The organism is Desulfotomaculum sp. (assembly GCF_982386235.1).
Genome location: NZ_CEVWQM010000004.1, coordinates 1 through 20,627 on the forward strand (window position 1 = coordinate 1; position 20,627 = coordinate 20,627).

At 39.3% G+C, this 20,627-nt stretch carries 22 protein-coding genes; 7 read left to right on the forward strand and 15 right to left on the reverse strand.

Annotated elements, in window-relative coordinates:
- The 3 genes from AC1U9Z_RS03065 to AC1U9Z_RS03075 form a co-directional block, all read left to right on the forward strand.
- On the forward strand, nucleotides 1–224 hold a 224-nt coding region (locus AC1U9Z_RS03065), incomplete at its 5' end, for a hypothetical protein (protein ID WP_479955661.1).
- Nucleotides 212–637, forward strand: a complete 426-nt coding sequence (locus tag AC1U9Z_RS03070; RefSeq protein WP_479955799.1) for a nuclease-related domain-containing protein — start codon at nucleotides 212–214, stop codon at nucleotides 635–637. The genes AC1U9Z_RS03065 and AC1U9Z_RS03070, both read left to right, overlap by 13 nt.
- A gap of 912 nt (nucleotides 638–1,549) precedes the next feature.
- On the forward strand, nucleotides 1,550–3,379 hold the full coding sequence (locus AC1U9Z_RS03075) for a DUF342 domain-containing protein (protein WP_333531177.1): 1,830 nt from the start codon (nucleotides 1,550–1,552) through the stop codon (nucleotides 3,377–3,379).
- 356 nt (nucleotides 3,380–3,735) lie between these two features.
- On the opposite strand, the gene AC1U9Z_RS03080 is transcribed toward AC1U9Z_RS03075, so the two are convergent.
- The 4 genes from AC1U9Z_RS03080 to AC1U9Z_RS03095 form a co-directional block, all read right to left on the reverse strand.
- Nucleotides 3,736–4,179, reverse strand: a complete 444-nt coding sequence (locus tag AC1U9Z_RS03080) for a universal stress protein (protein ID WP_333531176.1) — start codon at nucleotides 4,177–4,179, stop codon at nucleotides 3,736–3,738.
- Between the two features lie 92 nt (nucleotides 4,180–4,271).
- A complete protein-coding gene (locus AC1U9Z_RS03085; RefSeq protein ID WP_333531175.1) occupies nucleotides 4,272–4,400 on the reverse strand; it encodes a hypothetical protein in 129 nt (42 codons plus the stop codon).
- A gap of 37 nt (nucleotides 4,401–4,437) precedes the next feature.
- A complete protein-coding gene (locus AC1U9Z_RS03090; RefSeq protein WP_479955662.1) occupies nucleotides 4,438–5,511 on the reverse strand; it encodes a YeiH family protein in 1,074 nt (357 codons plus the stop codon).
- Between the two features lie 109 nt (nucleotides 5,512–5,620).
- Nucleotides 5,621–6,085 (reverse strand): hypothetical protein, encoded by a 465-nt coding sequence (locus AC1U9Z_RS03095; protein ID WP_479955663.1) that lies wholly within the window; start codon nucleotides 6,083–6,085, stop codon nucleotides 5,621–5,623.
- A gap of 340 nt (nucleotides 6,086–6,425) precedes the next feature.
- Between AC1U9Z_RS03095 and AC1U9Z_RS03100 the strand changes: the two genes are divergently transcribed.
- The 3 genes from AC1U9Z_RS03100 to AC1U9Z_RS03110 are packed head-to-tail and all read left to right on the forward strand — an operon-like array spanning nucleotide 6,426 to nucleotide 10,137.
- The gene (locus tag AC1U9Z_RS03100; protein WP_479955664.1) at nucleotides 6,426–8,048 is read left to right on the forward strand and encodes a sensor histidine kinase; all 1,623 of its coding nucleotides are present in this window, start codon (nucleotides 6,426–6,428) and stop codon (nucleotides 8,046–8,048) included.
- The gene (locus AC1U9Z_RS03105; protein ID WP_479955665.1) at nucleotides 8,041–8,655 is read left to right on the forward strand and encodes a response regulator; all 615 of its coding nucleotides are present in this window, start codon (nucleotides 8,041–8,043) and stop codon (nucleotides 8,653–8,655) included. The genes AC1U9Z_RS03100 and AC1U9Z_RS03105 overlap by 8 nt, the downstream gene beginning before the upstream one ends.
- An 18-nt stretch (nucleotides 8,656–8,673) precedes the next feature.
- Nucleotides 8,674–10,137, forward strand: coding sequence for a PAS domain-containing protein (locus AC1U9Z_RS03110; RefSeq protein ID WP_479955666.1), 1,464 nt, complete (start codon nucleotides 8,674–8,676; stop codon nucleotides 10,135–10,137).
- A gap of 40 nt (nucleotides 10,138–10,177) precedes the next feature.
- On the opposite strand, the gene AC1U9Z_RS03115 is transcribed toward AC1U9Z_RS03110, so the two are convergent.
- From AC1U9Z_RS03115 to AC1U9Z_RS03150, 8 genes are all read right to left on the reverse strand, one after another.
- The gene (locus tag AC1U9Z_RS03115; RefSeq protein ID WP_333531169.1) at nucleotides 10,178–10,315 is read right to left on the reverse strand and encodes a hypothetical protein; all 138 of its coding nucleotides are present in this window, start codon (nucleotides 10,313–10,315) and stop codon (nucleotides 10,178–10,180) included.
- A gap of 13 nt (nucleotides 10,316–10,328) precedes the next feature.
- Nucleotides 10,329–11,453 carry a YeiH family protein gene (locus AC1U9Z_RS03120; RefSeq protein ID WP_333531168.1) on the reverse strand — a complete coding sequence of 375 codons (1,125 nt, stop codon included), beginning with the start codon at nucleotides 11,451–11,453 and terminating at the stop codon, nucleotides 10,329–10,331.
- A gap of 183 nt (nucleotides 11,454–11,636) precedes the next feature.
- Entirely contained in the window at nucleotides 11,637–12,563 is a 927-nt protein-coding gene (gene mdh, locus AC1U9Z_RS03125; RefSeq protein WP_479955667.1) for a malate dehydrogenase, read from the reverse strand.
- A 99-nt stretch (nucleotides 12,564–12,662) separates the two neighbouring features.
- On the reverse strand, nucleotides 12,663–13,409 hold the full coding sequence (sdhB, locus tag AC1U9Z_RS03130; protein ID WP_479955668.1) for a succinate dehydrogenase iron-sulfur subunit: 747 nt from the start codon (nucleotides 13,407–13,409) through the stop codon (nucleotides 12,663–12,665).
- Nucleotides 13,406–15,163: a succinate dehydrogenase flavoprotein subunit gene (gene sdhA / locus AC1U9Z_RS03135; protein WP_479955669.1), complete on the reverse strand. Its 1,758-nt coding sequence runs from the start codon at nucleotides 15,161–15,163 to the stop codon at nucleotides 13,406–13,408. The genes sdhB and sdhA overlap by 4 nt, the downstream gene beginning before the upstream one ends.
- Nucleotides 15,164–15,178: 15 nt before the next feature.
- Nucleotides 15,179–15,802 carry a succinate dehydrogenase cytochrome b558 subunit gene (locus AC1U9Z_RS03140; RefSeq protein WP_479955670.1) on the reverse strand — a complete coding sequence of 208 codons (624 nt, stop codon included), beginning with the start codon at nucleotides 15,800–15,802 and terminating at the stop codon, nucleotides 15,179–15,181.
- 64 nt (nucleotides 15,803–15,866) lie between these two features.
- A complete protein-coding gene (locus tag AC1U9Z_RS03145) occupies nucleotides 15,867–16,421 on the reverse strand; it encodes a Fe-S-containing hydro-lyase (protein ID WP_479955671.1) in 555 nt (184 codons plus the stop codon).
- Between the two features lie 12 nt (nucleotides 16,422–16,433).
- On the reverse strand, nucleotides 16,434–17,276 hold the full coding sequence (locus AC1U9Z_RS03150) for a fumarate hydratase (RefSeq protein ID WP_479955801.1): 843 nt from the start codon (nucleotides 17,274–17,276) through the stop codon (nucleotides 16,434–16,436).
- A gap of 371 nt (nucleotides 17,277–17,647) precedes the next feature.
- On the opposite strand from AC1U9Z_RS03150, the gene lexA reads away from it, so the two are divergent.
- On the forward strand, nucleotides 17,648–18,286 hold the full coding sequence (gene lexA, locus AC1U9Z_RS03155; RefSeq protein ID WP_479955672.1) for a transcriptional repressor LexA: 639 nt from the start codon (nucleotides 17,648–17,650) through the stop codon (nucleotides 18,284–18,286).
- 37 nt (nucleotides 18,287–18,323) lie between these two features.
- On the opposite strand, the gene AC1U9Z_RS03160 is transcribed toward lexA, so the two are convergent.
- The 3 genes from AC1U9Z_RS03160 to AC1U9Z_RS03170 all read right to left on the reverse strand — a co-directional run bounded on the left by AC1U9Z_RS03160 (nucleotide 18,324) and on the right by AC1U9Z_RS03170 (nucleotide 20,596).
- Complete coding sequence (locus tag AC1U9Z_RS03160; RefSeq protein WP_479955673.1) at nucleotides 18,324–18,734, reverse strand: MerR family transcriptional regulator; 411 nt, start codon at nucleotides 18,732–18,734, stop codon at nucleotides 18,324–18,326.
- A 174-nt stretch (nucleotides 18,735–18,908) separates the two neighbouring features.
- A complete protein-coding gene (locus tag AC1U9Z_RS03165; protein ID WP_333531160.1) occupies nucleotides 18,909–19,229 on the reverse strand; it encodes a DUF4387 domain-containing protein in 321 nt (106 codons plus the stop codon).
- Entirely contained in the window at nucleotides 19,229–20,596 is a 1,368-nt protein-coding gene (locus tag AC1U9Z_RS03170; protein ID WP_333531159.1) for an acyclic terpene utilization AtuA family protein, read from the reverse strand. Before AC1U9Z_RS03170 ends, AC1U9Z_RS03165 begins: the two co-directional genes overlap by 1 nt.
- Between the last annotated feature and the right edge of the window lie 31 nt (nucleotides 20,597–20,627).

The following is a 20,627-nucleotide window of genomic DNA, read 5'->3' on the forward strand; positions in this document are numbered from 1 at the left end:
TCCTTGGATGGGCCAAGCTACAGACTGGAAAACAGAAAAACCATATTTGGGAATTAATGGGGATGGGTTTTGTCCTAAAATTTGACTTGGGTGGTACAAAAAATATTAGCGTTTTTGGTACATTTGCTATTGACGTTTACACCTTTCCATTATTAATAAGGAAAACAATATTAAAAATCAAATTGACCATATTGTTATTGGACCTAATGGTATATTCAATTTAGAAACAAAATGTTGGTCAGGCACTCTTATAATTGATAAAGCTGAAAACTGGACACGAATAAAGCACGGTGAAACAAAGCAGGAAGAAAACCCTGAGGCACAGATTCAAAGGCACAGAGAAGCAATAGAAAATGTGTTAGGTTCCAAGGAACTTCCAATAGTTGATGTTTTAGTTATTTCGTATAACGACAAAAGGAAAAACCGAAACCTTAGACAGAAAAAAACTAATATTACTATTCAGGGAGAAAAGAATAGTAAAGTTCATATTATTAAAGCTGAACAGATATCATATTTTATTGAAGATTATCAATCCTTAAAGAAGTTAAGTAATAAAGAAATAAATAATATTGCCAGGACATTAAATAGGAATAAAACAAGGGAAAATAAATTTAGTAAATTGACTTTAACTAAATAGATATTTAGTGGATTTGAACAAATCAAGTCACTTTTTCGTACATATTTGCTACTGCACAAAAGTTAGAGGCTTACTTGATAAAGTTGCCCCAGTCATAGCATGGTTAACATAATATCTAAACATTTGAAACAAGCAACGGGTGAGGCTGACTGTTACGGCATCCGTGAATCCTCGGTACTATTAAGCCCAACAAGACGGGTTAGTTTGGCCTTACGGCAATTTCATCTTACCATGACCAGCGAACATACATACATACATACATACATACCTTCCAAGATTCAGTCAATATCCTTTGTTAGCTAACAAACGTACCATAGATAAAATCTCTTTAAAGCTAAAACCAGCACAGCTTCTGGTCAGATGAGTGAAAAGGCCCCAGAGGAATACACTAATGTACTAAAACCCCAGCCCATGGGCCAAAATCTACTTATAGGTAAAAGTCCCAGATAAACCCAAAGCTAAGGGCACAAAAGCTACAGCCAATTTCAAACCTGAACCTCAACCCAACAGGGCCAGCGATAGCGTGTAATTGACCGATGCACGATGGATTAGCAGACACTGGCTAAGATAAACATCACCAAGAATGAAATCCAAGCTCCCATTAAATCCTGGCAGCAGGTCAATGAAGGCCCGTTCATCTATGTGTAGAGAGGCACCCCCATCGCGTTTTGATGGTCTAAGTTAACATAACATATATTATCGGAACCAATAAATTAAAAACTGTACCGTGCTTTTTCTGCAAGTTTTTGTTAGGTTTTGATCTAAAGCTGTAATCATACTTAGTTTTATTCCTGACCCATGATATACTATCATTATATATTTCACCTATCTATCTTAAATCAAGTAACACTAGGCCTACCAACACCTTTTGTCCAGGTGGTATATACTAATTTCTTGATTGGAGGGGTATAGATGAAAGTAACGGATAGTGGCAGTTATTCTCAAATTTCTCAAAATGACGATACTTCACCGCCCTCCCCCCCTCCCGAGTTCGGAGATGGTATGGCTTGGGTATCGGGTGGTAAAATATTTGTCAGAAATCCCGCCGAGGGAGCTAAAAAGGCGACGCTAACCCCGTGCAAGGAAATTCAAATCTATATTAATGGTCTTCCGATGACTAGTCGTATTGAAGTTTGTCAGGAAGATGTCATTGAGGTAAAGCCTCTATCGCACACCACTCAAGGACATATCAAAATTCTTATATCACCTGACAAAATGTCGGCCTTTTTAGATATTAAAAAAGCATGCATTAGTAGTTACCAACTAGTTGATTGCCCCCCTACTAATAATTTGTTACTGGTGGCTGAAGAAAAGAAGGATTTTGTTTTTAACGAAACCTATGAAACACTAATTGATATCCTGAAAAAGAATAACGTAACATATGGTATCAATTCAATAGCAATTAGATCAATAATCAAAAACCAGCCTGAGGGTATGTTATTAGTTGCTAAAGGCCTGCAACCAGGAGTTACACTGGATGATTCTATAGAGCCTATTTACGAGAAAAGAAAAATTACAGACAACCAAGATCTAGCTGAAACCATTGATTTTAAAGAACTATACAATATTCCTTCTGTGACTACAGGGGATGTTCTAGTTAGAAAGATGCCTGGCAAGGAAGGCTCACCTGGGATTACTGTAACCAATACTGCATGTAAGGCAAAGGCACCTAAAGTAATTTCCTTACTTAGTGGATTAGGCGTAAAAATCACCGATAATGGTCTAGAAGCTATTGCAACCTCGAATGGGCTGCCACATGTAAAATTAGCCAATACAAAATGTATCATCTCTATTGATCCTATTTTAAATTTACCTAGTGATGTTAATCTTGAAACAGGCAATATTCGATTTAATGGTCATGTAAGCATCAAAGGTTCAGTGGAAAATGAGATGAACGTAAGCGCCAGTGGTAACATTACTATTGCCAAAATAGTCACGGGATGCCAGATAACAGCTGGTGGCGATGTTACAATTAAAGGTAATATCGTAAACTCCGATATTACCGGTGGTGGCTTTATAGTTATATGTAATACCATTAAACCCCTTCTGTATGAATTATTAGAAGCCATGGAAGATCTTTTTATTTTAGCAAATTTAATGCTTGAGAAGCTAGAAACAAAAAAACTGATTATATTTGGTTGTATTTTAATGTCACTTATCGAAAAACGTTTTCCGAACTTTTATAATCTCATTGATAGGATAACTCATACGTTTAAAGAAGTAGATTTAAAACTTCTAGGAACATATGGGGAAATTTTGCAAAAAGCAGTGGCTAAACTAACCGGTATAAATATACTACAATTCCATACTGCCAGTGAATACCAATCTTTACTAACAAGCCTTACTAACTTCTCATATTATATTGAATCATTGTTAACGAGTCATAGTGTAGTAAATATCAATATTGCCCTTAATTCAGTAATTAAGAGTTCCGGCAATGTGATAGTTTCCAGTGGTTGTTTCAATACCCATATCATAGCCAAAGGCAGTGTAACAGTTAACGGGATTGTTCGAGGTGGAATAATCCAAGCCCAGGATAACGTATTCATTAAACAAATTGGTTCTGAGAGGGGTACAAAGTCGATCGTAATGGTAGCCGAAGGCAAGAGAATAAAAATTAATCAAGCCTTTGATGGTGTTACTGTACAAATAGGAAATTGTAGTCGAACCATTGATAGGCCCATGCAAAACCTTTTAATTGCGCCTGATGAAGATGGCTTTTTGCAGTTTTTTAATTTTTAGACTCGGTCCGATCACAAAAAAAACCACCTTTAGTAAGGTGGTTTGTCTGTTAATATGTTTATTATTCAAGAATCCCCAAAGAATTGATATAACACAAATATTCCTAATGTTATGGGAACTAAAACTAGTATACTATTATAACTCCAGCAATGTACAATACAATAAAATGACATAAACAGCAAAATACAGGGAAGAACACCTTTTAAATAGCCTAAAAAATCTTGCAAGACGGGATTGGTTAGTTTAATTGTACCCACCCCCTTGTTCCATGTTGTGAATATTTTAACATATTTTTGTATGGATACAAGGGTTTCTTCACTACATTATTAATTTTGACTTATAATTTTGTCACCATATTATTTGATGATAAAGACGGAACTAGCTATTTCTTTTAAAACTCTCTCCTTTACTTTACTTGATGTATTGCCTGGGGATTTTGGTTTAGTCCCTAGAATTAAAAGATCATACTTTCCTTTTTTAAATTCCTCGACAATTTCTAACTGTGGTTTCCCCTCCCTTAAACGCCACTGAAAAGTTAACCCTGTGGCTTCCGCCCGATCTTTAAATTCATTATAAATGTTATCTTGTCGTTCTTTAGCCATATTGTATATATAGTCGATAAACTGATCTTTCGTTATGGCACTGGCCAACTGATCAACATAACCATAATGGCTTAAACCTGTTTCTGCCACATGAAGTACAGTAATTTCCGCTTTAAAAAAATTACATAGTTCCAATACTCTTTCTAAAAACTCCCTATTTTCATCGCCATGAACCGCCAGAAGGATATTTTTAAACATTGTTTGTCCTCCTAAGTATCCTTAGTAAGATATTATGGCAGGATAGAAACCTAATTATGATTAGGTCCCTACCCTGCCATTCATTTGAAAACTTATGCCATTATCTTTGCCACGATTAACATTATTATCCCCAAACCAATTACCATATAGTCTTGCTTTCTAACTTTAAGGTCTGCAGCCCTTGATTCTTGCATAGCAGCAGCATTATCCTTATCAGCCACTCAGCAACACCTCCACTTATTTTAAATTATTATTTTTTTATAAAGGTAACAGATACATAACAACGATCAGGGCTACAATAGCTTTAATTGCACCAACGATAAAGCCTAAAATGATACCATCCTTACCAGCGGCCTTCATATCGGAAAATCTGGTTGTTAGACCAATGCTGGCAAAACCTAAAGCAAAGCACCAATTCATAATTTCGCCGGCCATTTTTACTTCTTCTTTGCTGAAAAGACCTGCTGTGTTAGCAAGTACAGCAATTATAAAAGCTAAGATAAAGACAGGGAATTTGTCTAAGACAAATTGAGTCTTATTGATATTGCTGGAAGCAGCTCTGTCGTTTTTCAGCACCATCATGACTATATAAAGTACTACGAAAGGAAGCAATACTACACGACCCATGTTATAGATACCAGCCATTAATCCTGCATCCGGACCATAGGCCATACCAGCAGCCAATACCTGTGCCGAGTTAACAATACCTACACCAACCCAAGCACCAAATTGGTTCTCAGTTAAACCAATTGCTTTACCTATTGCAGGGAAGGTAAACAAAGCAATCAAACCAAAAATCAAGATCGTTGCAATGGTATAGGCCATTTCCTGACCCTTTGCTTTTACCGCGGGACCGGTGGCCACTGTGGCAGAAACACCGCAAATGGAAAATCCAGCTGCCAAACATCCTGCCAAAGGATCTGTCATTTCAAACCGTTTACGCAGCCAAAAGCTTAAACCTACGGTTGCAAACAAGGTAACCGTAATAAAGATCATACTAATACTACCAACTTTTACCAATGATGCCAAAGTATATTTAGTACCCATAATTACAATACCTGTTTTAGTTAAAATAGTAGAGTATTTCAGACCTGGTTCTAGTACCGAAGGTACCCCTATGGTATTACGAATTAACATACCGAAAAGAATAGCTAATAGGATATGGTTTAAAAGTGTGGCTTCAAAAAAAGCCTTATGATTTGCTTTTAGGTAACCTTCTCCCCACATTGCGGCAACTGCAAGTAAAGCAACCAGTATTAAACCGGGAATTGCTTTCGCAAATTGAGCACCTAGACTTTTACTTTGCGCTTGGCTGATTTGAGTTTGTGCCAAGTCAATACACCTCCGTCACAATTTTTTTAATATTTTGAAGATGGCCTATAAATTTTTCTGGATTTATGCCTCCCTTCAATAAATGTAATGTAATTGAAAAACTAATTGGTTAATACACCGATACTTGAGGTTCCGATGTATATAGATGTTGATTCGTGAGATTACCCAAGTTTCTAATTAAAAAGATATTGTCCTGATAACTTCCATTTACTAATATTTGATCATATTTATTAATTTCAAATGTCCCATTGAATTTAGGACCAACATATTTTTTGAATTTACATTGTATTATAGATGCATCTTCACTTTCTATTTCAATGTCACCATCAATACAACCTATGTCCCCATCATTGTGTTTTTGCCATGCAATATTAATAACCTTGCCGTTAAGTGTTTTATTGTTTGGAACAATGGATTCTCTTAGTATTTTATTTATTCTTCCGACATTTAGCATTAATTTAGGTAACAACAATATAACCAAAGGTGTTATGCATATAATGAGTATTACTATCCAACCATACCACTTAACAAGTTTTTCTTTCTTTTGATATATGCTTTGGTTTATGTTTACCACAACATAACCTCCCCGTTTTTGTTTTGAAGATTACATTGTTACAAATATTACTTACTTATTTGATAATCTTTGGCTTTCTTTTTTGATTAACTAAATCATAATTTCTTTTTGCTTTTCGGTCAACGCATTCAATCTACATTGAAAAATAGAGATCACCCTCTTGACACTTTTGTGTCAAGAGGGTGATCATTTTTATGTCATTCCTATTTCAAATTTTATGTCATCAGCATGACAACCTTAATATGCGGATGGTTTAGCTGTTTCCTGCATAATATTTAAAAGGGTTTTAGAAATTACCTGTCGAATTTTAAGAAATGAAAAATGAAAAAGTGGTGTGGCTATGACAGTTAACAAATGGCTTTTGAAAATATTTATAACCCTATTGATATTAACCCTTGTAACCTCGATATTTTTATTTATAAAATTTATGAACACCTATGAACAGGTAGATAAAATGAGGTCTTTCCAAAAGCAGCTTGCAGATCTTGACGATTTATCATCAAATATAAATAATATGACCTCCAATTTACAGGATTATATTATCTTAGGAGAACAAGAGTTTTTAGAAAATTATTACTTGCAGAGCTCCGCCATTGTAAAAAAACAAACAGAATTATATAATTCTCCAACTTTATCACAAAACCAAGATGTCTTACAATTAATTGAATTAAGCAAGTCCTTTATGTCCTTTGCTTCTTTAGAGGTTATACCCATAATACAATCCAAAGATACTTCCCGGGAAAATATTGAATATTTATATAATAGGAATAAGGAATTAACCTACGAACTCATGTACAAGCTGAATATCATTAAAAATGAGAATGCTGCACAAATAACGAATTACTCTCAGATAACCATCTTAAATATTGATAATAAAATCAAATTGTTACTTTTTATCTTATTATCTACCCTTTTTTTACTTCCTTATATGGCGTATCTACTATTCAAACCACTATTAGCAAAATGCGTATACATCAGTGAATTAGCAGAGTACTCGGATGATGCTGTTATGTTTATTGATAGTAACGGGGATGTAAAGTATGTAAACAAATCCTGCCAAGATTTATTTGGCTTACTTCCCGAAAATGTAATAGGGAAAAATATACAACTTTTTCCAGAATTTTTCCCGCGTTTACAAAATGCTATCCAACCCTTGTTTCACTCCGTAATACACCAAAAAGAAATTTTAAAAAATAAAGTGACCTATAAAGATGATGGTAGGTCCATTGATTTAACTGTCGACTATATTCCGACAAAGCTATTTAATCGTTTTATCGGGTCAATAATGGTATCAAGGATTGCTAATAATCAAAAGGATAAGCCCTTGCTTCTGGATACACTAGAGAAAGAACGCAAGAGAATTTCCATCGAGATTCACGACTGGATAGCCCGTTATATGTCAACGATTATCCACTCTCTGGACTATAATCTTCGTTTGCATAAAAATGGGGATTTAAAGGGAGAACCATTGTTGCAAAGTCTGAGTGACCTAAGAAGCCATTGTCAAAATGCTGCCATTGAAATGCGTGGTATCATGAATGACATTCACCCCTATTTAATTGATAAGGTTGGCTTGATTTCTGCCTTGGAATCCTATATTACTACATTTGAAAAATTAAATAATATAAAGGTTTTTATTTTCTACCATGATAGATCCCTTAAACTAAAAAAGAAAGATGAAATAATCATCTATCGTATCATTCAGGAAGCACTAAGTAATATTGTTAAGCATGCTAGGGCCACTGAGGTTGATATTAATTTCACCAAAGAACATGATACCTTAAAAATTGAAATAATGGATAACGGCGGTAGTGAAGTTGACTTTGTAGCCGGCAAAGGACTATGGGGTATGAGGGAGCGAGCAAACCTTATGGGGGGTACGATTGTATTTGGTTATTGTGAAATAGGTTTTTGTGTTACCCTGAGTGTACCCATTATACCAGGAGGCCAGAACGATGAATAAAATTAAAGTCATGTTGGTAGAAGATCATAATGTATTCCGTGAAGGATTAAAAAAATTATTAGAACTGGAAGAAAATATTACTGTGGTGGCAGAAGCTGGTTCCTGCCAAGAAGCCATGTCCAAACTAGCTAGTGATATCGATGTAATTCTTATGGATATTGGCCTACCCGACGGGGATGGCTTAGACCTGGTTAATATCATCAAGAAACAGCATCCTAACATTAAGCATGTGGCTTTAACAACCTATGACGATCCAATTTTTATTAAAAAAGCGATGGAATGTGGTGTTCGGGGATTTGTACCAAAATACGCCTTCTTTGATGAGATAAAAGCAGCAATTTTAATGACCTATCGGGGTGGTTCCTATCTTTACCCTGGTCTGAATACGGATACCCTTCTAAATTTAGCCGATTCAGGTTTATCGGATAAAGATATTCAGCTTCTACAGCTGCTTACCAGTGGGAGAAGTCAAAAGGAAATTGCAACTGAACTTTTTATCAGCTTATCCACCTTTAGAAGAAGGCTAAGGGAAATTTTCTCTAAGCTAAATGTTCATTCAGTAGAGGAAGCCTTAACCGTTGCTGCTAGAAAAGGGATTATTAAGTAGCATTTAGGGAGAGCAATTATGAAAAATTCTTCTCAAAAGATTAAACCGATCTTCCCTACCCTGTTATCGGTCTTTTTAGTAGGCATTTTTATTATTTTTTCCCTGATGGAATTTCGCCACACCAACAAGATTTTAAATCAGTATGAGACAGGGATAAAAGAGGTTGCCATAAATAAAACAAATTTGTATTTTGATGACTTAAAGACAATAACGGTTAATGCTGCAAATAATTTTGAAAATAATAGCTCTATTCATAAACCTTTGGATTTAAAAACCCTTTTGACCCTTGACCGTCGCCTAACAAGCATATACCTTGTCCGAAATGATGGCAAAATAATAGATGCTACGGAGAAAGAATATAACCAAAAAATCATTAGGGAAATTGCTATCAAGACCTCCGAATTGCATTTGTTTGAGGTATTCGTTTCTGGCGTTTACAAAGGTACACGGGCAAACTATGACGCCATAAGTTTGGCCATCCCCTTAGGAAAAAAAGTAGCGTTTAAGGATCTTGTGATGGTTCTTGAATTTAGGATTGATCAATATAAAAATGATGTGACCCAAGAATTCTTAAATCCAAATTACAAAATAGCTATATTTGATCAATTCAACAAGACAGTTATCTGGCCCTTTGACCAAGTCTACCTGGAATCCCTTGACCTAAATGCAGAAACCTTCTTTGAAGGGAAAAATAAATATAATCTATCCTCAAATACTACCAAGGAAAATTGGCGAGTTATTGTTTTTTTTATGTCTACAAATTTTGAAATATATCGGGTTTTTACTATTTTATTTCTGGTGTTTGCTTTATATATTTGTCTTTATGAACTACTGGTGGAATTTTGGGGTGTTAATACGGCAAAAACATATTTTGAGAATATCGATTTCGCGATCCTGAATCAAATCAATGAAGGCGTTATTATTGCTAATAATACGGGTATTATTCTCTTTGCCAATGAAGCAGCGCATAATATCTTTGCCGATCGTAAAAATAGTTTAAGAAATGTTACACTTAAAGAAATTTTGGGTAATGCAGGAGATAATTTAGAAACCCAGGATAAACACTTTATTTCTACCGTGATGTTCAGAGACAATATATTAAAGGCTATTCACTCACCCATTATTAAAAACAACAAAATACTTGGATCCTTAACGGTTATTAGAAATAATAATGATAATAGCAACATTGACCATCGGGTATTGCATAAACTTATCGAATCACTACCTCAGGGAATCGTCTTTTTCAACAAACACCATGAGGTAGTTCTGTCAAACTTAATCGCAAAGTGTCTGTTAAGCAATTTAACAATCGGTGCAAATATAGAAGTGATAGACAAGGAGTTGGCTTCTATAATATATAACAATATTGACACCGGACTTTCCAAAAGAACTCAAACCTCAACCGGTCATAACTGTGAAATCACACCGATCTATGACGATGACGGAATCTATGTCGGTACGCTGGTTATTCTATTAACATAATAACAAAACCCTTCCCGCAGTCGGTAAGGGTTTTGTTATTTTATTGATGCATCATCAATACGATTATTAGTATTAAAAAAGCAATAGAGAGTGCTGTATAGTCCTCCATTCTTTCCGTGGCAAACAAAGAAAAAACTCTCGGTTCCTTTTCTTTGGGCTTCCTTACTCTGTTCTGCATTGTTTCACCTCTATTAGGGGTTCTCTGAAATCAGTAAAAGAACGACAATAAGTGCCAGCAAGGCCTTAAATACCGCAGCCACAGACCCCACAATTAATGGTTTTCCCCCCGCTTTTCGCAGTTCCGAAAAAGATATTTGCATACCCAACCCGGTTAAGCCTATGGCAAAAAACCAACTATATAATTTTCTGATGGTTATTAGCTCCGGCGATGGGGGGGAAACCGGCCCTAACAATCCAACAGAGGTGATAAAAACCATAATCAAAAAACCCAATACAAAAATCGGAAATTTACTCCATAATCCTGTGTGAATCGTTATATGTTCATCCAATAAATTAGCCGAACGACTGCTCAAAACTGCTAGGGCCAGTACCACGAAGGGCAAAAATATAACCCGGGCTAAATTGTATATTTCACCGGTTTTTAAGCTGACGGATGCATGGGTGGCTGTTCCTGGATCAAAGATTAGGCATACAGCCAAAACCTGCCCCGAGCTAAGAATCCCAGTCCCCGCCCAAACGCCAAATTGATGGGCACTTAAATTTAACATTTTACCAATTACAGGGAATAGAATGATTGATACTACTCCATAACTAAGAATTGTGGCAATCGAAAAGACAACGTCCGTGGTTTTTGCCCTTACTGCGGGTGCTGTAGCAACAATAGCGGATACACCACACACAGAAGTACCTGCGGCCAATACCGCCGTAGAAGCTGGGTCCATATTTGCTTTCTTGCCCAGCCACATTGTTAAGATCAGGGTCATAACTACAAAAGAAAGAATTAAAAATATTGCTGTTCCCCCTAATTTTACCACATCTCCAAAGCTATAAAGGGAACCCAACAAAATAACACCAACCTTGATAAAAATACGTGATGTTGTAACCCCTTGCATTAACCAATTTGGCAGCTTGATTAGGTTTGCAATTAGAATCCCAAATAAGATACACAAAAAGATATAGTTTAGAGGTAAAACCCGAATTATCATACTATTGCTATGGCTGGTGCTTTTAATGTATGCTTCTAAACCTGGCCACGGAATGCCAAGGTCCTCCCCACCCATGGTAAATATTGCAATTGTAAACATTAAGAGTATACCTGGGATTGTTTTTATTAACTCGGAGGCTTTGTTCGACATCGTGTGACCTCTCCTAGTGATGATTCATCTATTCCATATTGCGCCTATCGCTTAATTATAGCAGTTATTTCAGCTAATATGAATTACTTAATCGAATAACTTACCCTAATAAATTATACTGCAAAAAAGCTTGCAGCAAGTAAAAAACGTTAGTAATCCTAACGTTTTTTACTTATGGTCAAGTTATTTTAACTTGTTAATGTTATTTCTTACGGAATTAATCGATTTTTTAAGGGCTGTCCGTTCTCCCTCATTCAGATCCAATTCAATGACCTTCTCCACGCCGTTGCCGCCAATTATCGCCGGCACCCCAGAAAAGACATCACTCTCACCATATTCCCCTTGTAAATAAGCGGATACCGGTAAGATACGTTTTTTATCCTTTAAAATGCATTCCGCCATTTGTATAACTGAAGCACTGGGGGCATAATAGGCACTTCCTGTCTTTAAATAGTTAACGATTTCAGCCCCACCTGTTCTGGCACGTTGCACCATGGCCTCCAGGCGATCCGCTGGTATTAGTTTCTCAACGGGAATGCCACCTGCATAGGTGTAACGGACCATCGGAACCATATCGTCGCCGTGACCACCTAAAACAAAGGAAGTTACATCCTCAAAGGAAATATTTAACTCCCTGGCGATAAAGGTACGGAAACGTGCGGAATCAAGAACACCCGATAAACCAAAAACCCTGTTTGGCGTAAAACCACTGGCCTTATAAGCTATATAGGTGCTTACATCCACAGGATTTGTCACCACAATTATGTAGGCATTGGGAGAATACTTTACGATTTGCTCTGTAACATTACGTACGATACCAGCGTTAATATTTAATAGATCATCCCTGCTCATGCCGGGTTTACGAGCCATTCCTGCGGTAATAACGACCACATCAGAATCCGCTGTATCAGCATAATCGTTGGTTCCCAGAATGATGCTATCATATCCTTCTACTGGCGCTGCCTCCATCAGGTCTAGAGCCTTTCCCTGGGGTATCCCCTCGGCCACATCAATCAGAACAATGTCGCCAAGTTCCTTTGCAGCAGCCCAATGGGCACAGGTTGCTCCTACATTACCGGCACCCACAATCGTAATTTTCTTTCTTTTCATAATAATCCTCCTGTACTAAAATAATATCACCAAAATATCACCTGTGTTAAGTGATTATTAAAGTGGTCATCCGTGGTGAGTAGGCAGAATCCCCATCGTTTACCGACCTAACCATCTCTTTATACCATGAATCGAGGTATCTCTGTTTAACTGTGCAATATTTCTGGTTAAGGGGATTTGTTTGGGACATACTTTAACACAATTTTGAGAATTACCACAGTCAGTAATTCCACCCAGATCCATTATTGCATCCAATCTTTCTTCCTTGTTCATTGCTCCAGTTGGATGGGAATTAAATAATTTTACCTGGGCCAGTGGTGCAGGTCCCATAAACTTTGCTTTGGCATTGACATTGGGGCAGGCCTCCATACAGCAGCCACAGGTCATACAACGAGAGATAGGGTAAGACTCCTCCTGTATCTTCGGGGCAAGACGCGGTCCCGGCCCGAGGTCATGGGTTCCATCAATGGGGATCCAAGCCTTAACCCTCTTGAGATTTTCAAACATAACAGAACGATCAACCATGAGGTCCCGGACAACGGGAAATTTGCTTAGGGGCTCTAATACGATTGGTTGTCGAAGTTGATCAACAAGGGCTGAACAGGCCTGCCTTGCCTTTCCATTTATGACCATGGTACAGGCGCCACAAACCTCTTCTAGACAATTGCATTCCCATACCACCGGTGCGGTTAGTTCCCCTTTGGCATTGACAGGGTTTTTTTGAATCTCCATTAGAAGCGAGATAACATTCATTTTAGCCTTATAGGGAATGGAAAATTCCTCCCAGTAGCATGGCTGGGTTGCGTCAGGCTGGCGTTTAATTTTTAAAGACACCCTTTGCGTCATTTGTTCACTGCCCCCTTATCAACATCGTATCTCCTTGGTCTAGGGTTAATCAGTGAGGTATCAACTTCCTGATAGCTTAACTCTGGGCCAGCGGTTGTAAACTTTGCCATGGTGGTTTTTAGCCACTTTTCATCATCACGCTCAGGAAATTCCGGTTTGTAGTGGGCCCCTCTGCTTTCATTGCGGGCAAGGGCGCCGAGAGTAATCACCCGTGAAAGCTGCAGCATGTGCCAAAGATGCCGGGTAAAGACCAGTTCCTGATTGGCCCAGGTGCTTTTATCAGCAAGTCTTATTTTAGACCATCTCTGTATGAATTCTTGTATTTTATCATCTGTCTCTTGGAGCCTTTTGTTATAACGTACCACCGTAACATTCTCGGTCATCCATTGCCCCAATTCAGCATGAAGCTGATATACATTCTCTGGACCATCGCTTTTATAGATATTCTCCATGAAGGACTGCTGCTTTTTTACTGCCTGCTCAAATATCTTTGGCGCAATAGCCTGAACAGACCTCGTTAAAGAATGAATATATTTTACTGCCTTTGGCCCCGCAACCATCCCCCCGTAGATAGCAGATAATAGTGAGTTCGCACCTAGTCGATTGGCACCATGATATTGGTATTCACATTCGCCACAGGCAAATAAACCAGAAATATTTGTCATTTGGTGGTTGTCCACCCAGAGACCACCCATCGAGTAATGCACTGCGGGAAATATCCTCATGGGAAGCTTGCGGGGGTCATCCCCCACAAAGCGTTCATATATCTCCAAGATACCTGCCAATTTTTTATCCAGTATATTCCGGTCAAGGTGGGAAACATCAAGATACACCATATTTTGGCCGTCAATACCAAGCTTTAATTCGTAACATACTTTGTATATAGCCCTTGTTGCGATATCCCTGGGAACCAAATTGCCATAGGCCGGGTACCATTCTTCTAAAAAATACCATGGTTTTCCATCTTTTATTGTCCAAACCCGGCCACCTTCACCACGGGCTGACTCACTCATTAATCTAAGTTTATCATCACCCGGAATAGCCGTGGGATGTATCTGAATCATTTCCCCATTGGCGTAATATGCCCCCTGTTGATATACGGCACCGGCGGCTGAACCTGTGTTAATCGTGGAGTTGGTACTTTTACCATAGATCATGCCGCACCCACCGGTGGCAAGTATCACGGCATCACTGGAAAAAGATTGCATCCTCATGGTTTTCAAATCTTGGGCAACAATACCCCGACAGAGGTTATCAGCATCGGTTACGATGGACAAAAAATCCCAGCCTTCATATTTTTCAACAAAGCCAGCCACTTCAAAGCGACGCACCTGTTCATCGAGGGCATACAATAGCTGCTGGCCGGTGGTTGCCCCGGCAAAGGCCGTTCGATGATGCTTACTGCCGCCAAAACGACGGAAATCCAGTAAGCCTTCGGAGGTTCGATTGAACATTACGCCCATACGATCCATCAGGTTGATGATGGCTGGGGCCGCCTCACACATGTTTTTGACGGGGGGTTGGTTAGCAAGAAAATCCCCTCCATATATCGTATCGTCGAAATGTATCCAAGGGGAATCACCCTCCCCCTTGGTATTTACGGCCCCATTAATGCCACCCTGGGCACATACCGAGTGGGATCTTTTAACTGGCACCAAAGAAAATAATTGTACCTTAACCCCCATCTCTACTGCCTTAATGGCTGCCATTAAGCCGGCCAAGCCACCGCCAACGATAATAATATTATTTTGCATCGCTATCCCTCCGGGTTATTGGATAAAGGCCCAGATTGCTGTTAGTCCAATCAAAGAAGAGAAAATAAATAACAGCATACATAATCTCCAAATAAAGGTCTGAACCTGCTCCCCCACAGCAATACCCCAACTGACAGTAAAATTCCATAGTCCATTGGCAAAATGAAAGCAAGCAGCCAGCAGGCCAATAATGTAAAAGGTTAGCCAAAGGGGGTCTGACAACAAATTATGCATGGTAATAAAATTTATTGACAAGCCAGTCAAGGAATGAACCAGCTTAAGTTGCCATACATGAATAATTACAAATACTAATGTTATCACAGCAGACAAACGCTGCAGATAAAACATCCAATTTCTTGCATAGGAATAGCTAAATAGATTATTCTTGGCCAAGTATACGATATAAAGCCCGTACAGCCCATGTATTGTAAGAGGTAAAGCAATAAAAATTATTTCCAAGGCAATTAAATAAGGAATGTTTTGCAGGAAAACCACTGCGCGATCAAATCTTTCTGGACTTAATATGGCAAATGAATTGGTTATTAGATGTTCCAAAAGAAAAAAACCAATGGGGAATAACCCCAATAAAGAATGAAGTTTCCGATAAAAAAAATGGTTATTGGTACTCACCGAGGACATCAACATCCTTCATCATAAAATTGAACTACATCCCCGCAAGCAAAGCATTGCATGAGAGCTAAGTTTACTCTAATGCATATCGTTTTTTCCCTTCCTGATATAAGTCTCCACCCAAGGAATCATTAACAACAATGGCCGGGAAATCTTTAACCACCAGCCGATAGATGGCCTCTGGTCCTAGCTCCGGGTAGGCCACAATGGTGGCTTCTTGAATACTTCTTGCTATCAATGCGGCTGCTCCACCAATGGCTCCAAAGTAAACAGCACCGTGTTTTTGCATGGCCTGGAGTACCTTTTCTGATCTGGCTCCCTTGCCAATCATGCCTTTAAGGCCTTGTTCAATTAAAAGAGGGGCATAGGCATCCATGCGTCCGGCGGTGGTAGGACCGGCAGAGCCAATTACTTTACCGGGACGCGCCGGAGCCGGGCCAACATAGTAGATAATCTGACCCTTGAGATCAATCGGCAGTTCCTTTCCTTGGTCCAGTAGTTCCACTAATCTTTTATGGGCTGCATCCCTTCCGGTATAAATGACGCCATTAATAAAAACCTGCTGCCCGATGCGAAGGCTCTTTACAATTTCATCCGATAGTGGTGTTGTTATGTTAACCCTTGTCACTCTGTGCACCTCCTATATGCTTACGGATTTATGTCTAGCGGCATGGCAATTAATGTTTACTGCCACGGGCAGGCTCGCAATATGACAACCAAAAATTTCGATATGTACTGCCAATGCCGTTGTTCTACCTCCCAACCCCGCAGGGCCAATGCCTAATTTATTAATGGCTTCCAGCAGTTCCTTCTCCAACTGAGCAATATCAGACAGCGGATGCGGTTCACCAACGGTTCTTAATAGTGCTTCCTTGGCCAACAGGGCACACTTTTCCATGGTCCCACCAATCCCCACTCCGATAATCAGTGGCGGGCAAGGATTTGGTCCCGCAGCCTGAACGGTATCTAAGATGAATTTCTTGACACCTTCTACTCCTTCGGCTGGCTTTAACATCTTTAATGAACTCATATTTTCACTGCCCCCACCCTTAGGGGCCACCGTTATCCTAATTTTATCACCTGCTACTATGCTGGTGTGGATTACAGCCGGGGTATTATCACCGGTATTGACTCTTGCCAGTGGGTGTTTAACCATGGATTTTCTTAAATAACCTTCAAGGTAACCCTTACGTACTCCTTCATTTATGGCATCAACTAAATTGCCATGGATAACTTGTACTTCCTGTCCTAATTCAACAAACACCACTGCTACTCCGGTATCCTGACACATTGGTATCGATTCTGCTGCAGCTATCCCCGCATTCTCCACCAACATATTTAAAATTTCCTTACCACTTTGGGAAACCTCTGTCTCATTGGAACGTTTAAAGGAATTTACAACATCATCTGCCAGCTTATAATTTGCCTCCTGACACAAGCGGGCTACTTCAGATATGATTACAGCACAATCTACGGTTCTAATGGTTGTTTCCTCCCTAATCTTTGTAATAACCGAATTTAGCCTTATTATCGGGTTAACCGCAAAAGGGCAAAAGACTGCCGCACCGTTACCGGCACCATCAAAGAATGAAAATTTTATGTCATCCTGAACCACAGCGAAGGATCTTGGGTCTAACCTCTCAATGAAAGAAAAGATCCCTCGCCACTGCTCAGGCTAACAACTACTATTAATATACCATTTTTTACAATAAACATATATTCATTCTACTGTTTATTCTACCCGATTGATTTAAAATAACATCGAACAAATGTTTTTATCTTGATCCAGAGTATGATATAATATACCAAATCATGATTAACCTTATTTTTCTTTGTGAAAGGTTGTGAACCCCGATGTTAAATCCTAGGGAATCAGAAGTTTTAAGGGTTATTATAGAAAATGTCAAGCAAAAGGGTTATCCCCCGTCAGTTAGGGAAATTGGGGAAATAGTTGGTCTTTCATCCAGTTCTACCGTTCACTCTTACTTAAAAAGATTAGAACAAAAGGGTTATCTGCGACGGGATCCTACCAAACCAAGAGCCATTGAAATTATTAACACGGATTCGGCCGATACCAGCCCTGCTTCATTCCCTGAGCAGCCGGATAACCAATACGAAGAGATGATCAATATTCCTATGCTGGGAGAAGTGGCTGCCGGGGTCCCCCTTTTAGCCGTTGAAAATTTTGATGAAAAGGTTACTTTACCCAGGAGTTTTACTGGTTATGGTGATTTCTTCATGCTTACCGTGCGGGGCAACAGTATGATCGAAGCTGGTATTTTACCCGGCGACCTTGTTTTAGTGAGAAGGCAGGAATCCGCCAATAATGGTGAAATAGTCGTCGCATTATTAGAAGACGAGGCCACCGTGAAAAGATTTTTCAAAGAAAAAGATGGCATTCGGCTTCAACCCGAAAACAGCCTCCTATCTCCCATTTTTGTAAGAGACATTAAAATACTTGGCAAAGTGGTTGGACTAATGAGAAAAATATAAAAAGGTCGCATAGCGACCTTTTTTTGTTGGATCTTTGCTAGTTTGAGTTTGATTGGCAATCTTTATTGTAGTGTGGACACATGCTGCAGTGTTCTGCCTTATCCTCTATGACATAACAATATGCACCTTGTTCCTTCCAACAGGGCTTGTTTAAGTTTACATTTTCACCCTTTTGTTGACTACCACCGTCACAATACTTGATATCCCAGCAGGGATACATACTAATAATCTGTAGCACACCTGCGATATTCAGTCCTTTTTCATTAATGAGATAATGAATAAACTGAAGTCTTTTAACATCGTTATTACTATATAACCTCTGTTTATTGCGACGGGCAGGTTCAACTAGCTTGTGCTTTTCCCAAATACGAAGGGTCTCTGGATGTACCTTTAAAAGTTCGGCAATAACGCCTATGTTAAACATAGGCTGATCATCGTTGCAAAACAAGGATTTATCTCCTCCTGTTATAAAATCTAATATCCTTTATTTATTATATAGTCTATAAACCCAATTTGTAAATTAGCTAAATTACTGCAAAAGATAAAATTATTACTATTTATCTTACGGTTTTGGGACAAACCTCGAATTTTTGTATTTTTTGCCGAAACTGGTATGGCCCTTTTAGACTTCTATCTCTAGGTCCAATAAAGGGGCATGCTGTTGAGCACCATAGACATCGGTTTCACCAAGGGCACCGGATGGGTAGGGCCGTACAATGGTAGCCTTGATGGCGTAGGCAGGAGAAAATTCGACAATTCCTATGACATCCGTCTCAGGAATGCCATAGAGTTTTGCAACGGTAGTTTTATTGATTACCTTCGCTGTACAGGCAGCTTCATATGATTTTTGATCCTTAAAAATAACATCTAAGGTTAGTTCATAGGGTCCAGAATTTTTACTTCGAATAACCGAAGCCAACTCAGTTAATTTAGCCTTTGACATTATTTTTCCTCCCCTGCATGAATGATTTCAAATGGAAACAATGCCACGGGATCATCAACCTGTAATAAGTGATAAATATTAAAGTTGTAAACAGCTCCGGCCTTAAAGTCCGAAGGGGAATAGGGAAAGGCCAGGTTGCCAGCTGTAGCTACCCGCCCAGGATAGCCATAGTGAAGCATGGTGGATCGGGCAAAGCTGCAAATGGTATTCGCTATTTCTTGGGTTTCTGCCACAGCCTCAATAATAATGCCCAACTCATGTGTCGTTATTGCCGGTTGAGGTTCAAGCTTACCCATTACCCCATCCTTGCCATAGATGTTAAAATGCAGGAAATACGCATAGCCGTACCGCTTAAAATTGTCTTTAACCCGTTCCCGCACAGCCTCTACGATATGATCTATTTGTCCGATCATAATGGGGTCACGGCAACCTGCTATGGATACAGTACGAAATCCTACTCTTTTAGCCCCTTCTAATTTGACGGTATATTTTTCACTGGGGATAAATTTACTGCCTGCTACCCGAACAGCCCTTTCGTTCTCTTGGCTAAAGGTTGTTGCACTGAGATCCAATATACCGCCAGGACCAGGTAAAATATAGGGATTTGTTTTCTCATAAAGGGTATGGGCAGCCACCGAAGTAGTTGTGCAGGAGCGGCTGGGATTTAAGGGTTCCACTATAAAACAATCTTCCCTTAGGGTGCCCAATAAACAATCACTGCCGCTGCCAGGGGAGGCTGCTATGGCACCGCACTCTAAAATTTTACCCATATGGATGGCCAAACCCTTATCAAAGCCTGCCATTAGTGCAGCGGCACTAAAGACTGCTGGGTCGTAAGACCTGCCGGCAAGCACAACCTTCGCACCCTTTGCCAGGACTTCTATTACCGCTTCTGGTCCCATCTGCCCGACAATTCTTTCAGTGGCAGTTATTTCAGTTTCAGTGAGTTCCGGGGCAGGATGCAGGGGAGAAATCTTGTTGGCCCGAAAGGCATCCAAAATATACTCCTTACTAAGTTCGGCATGGATAATACCCAAAGGAAACTGCCATTTTTTCTCTCTGGCTAACTCAAGAATTATCTCCAAGTTCCACTGCAGATGTGCCTCTGCTCCACAGCCACCGGCTGTACCAATGACAACAGGAATATCCCTTGCCAACCCTGCCTCAATCATTAATTCTAAGTCCCGTTTGACCGCTGTTCGGTCAGTAAATGATACGCCGGCACCCAAATAGTACGGTCCTGGGTCCGTAGAACCAGCATCAACAGCAATTAAATGAGGGTTACGATCCAAGCCAGCCCGAAACGATTCTTCAGGAAAACCGTAGCCAAGAATGGCTGTCGGTGATAAAACGCGATACTCTCTCAAAGGGAATCCCTCCAGAAAAATAATAAGATAA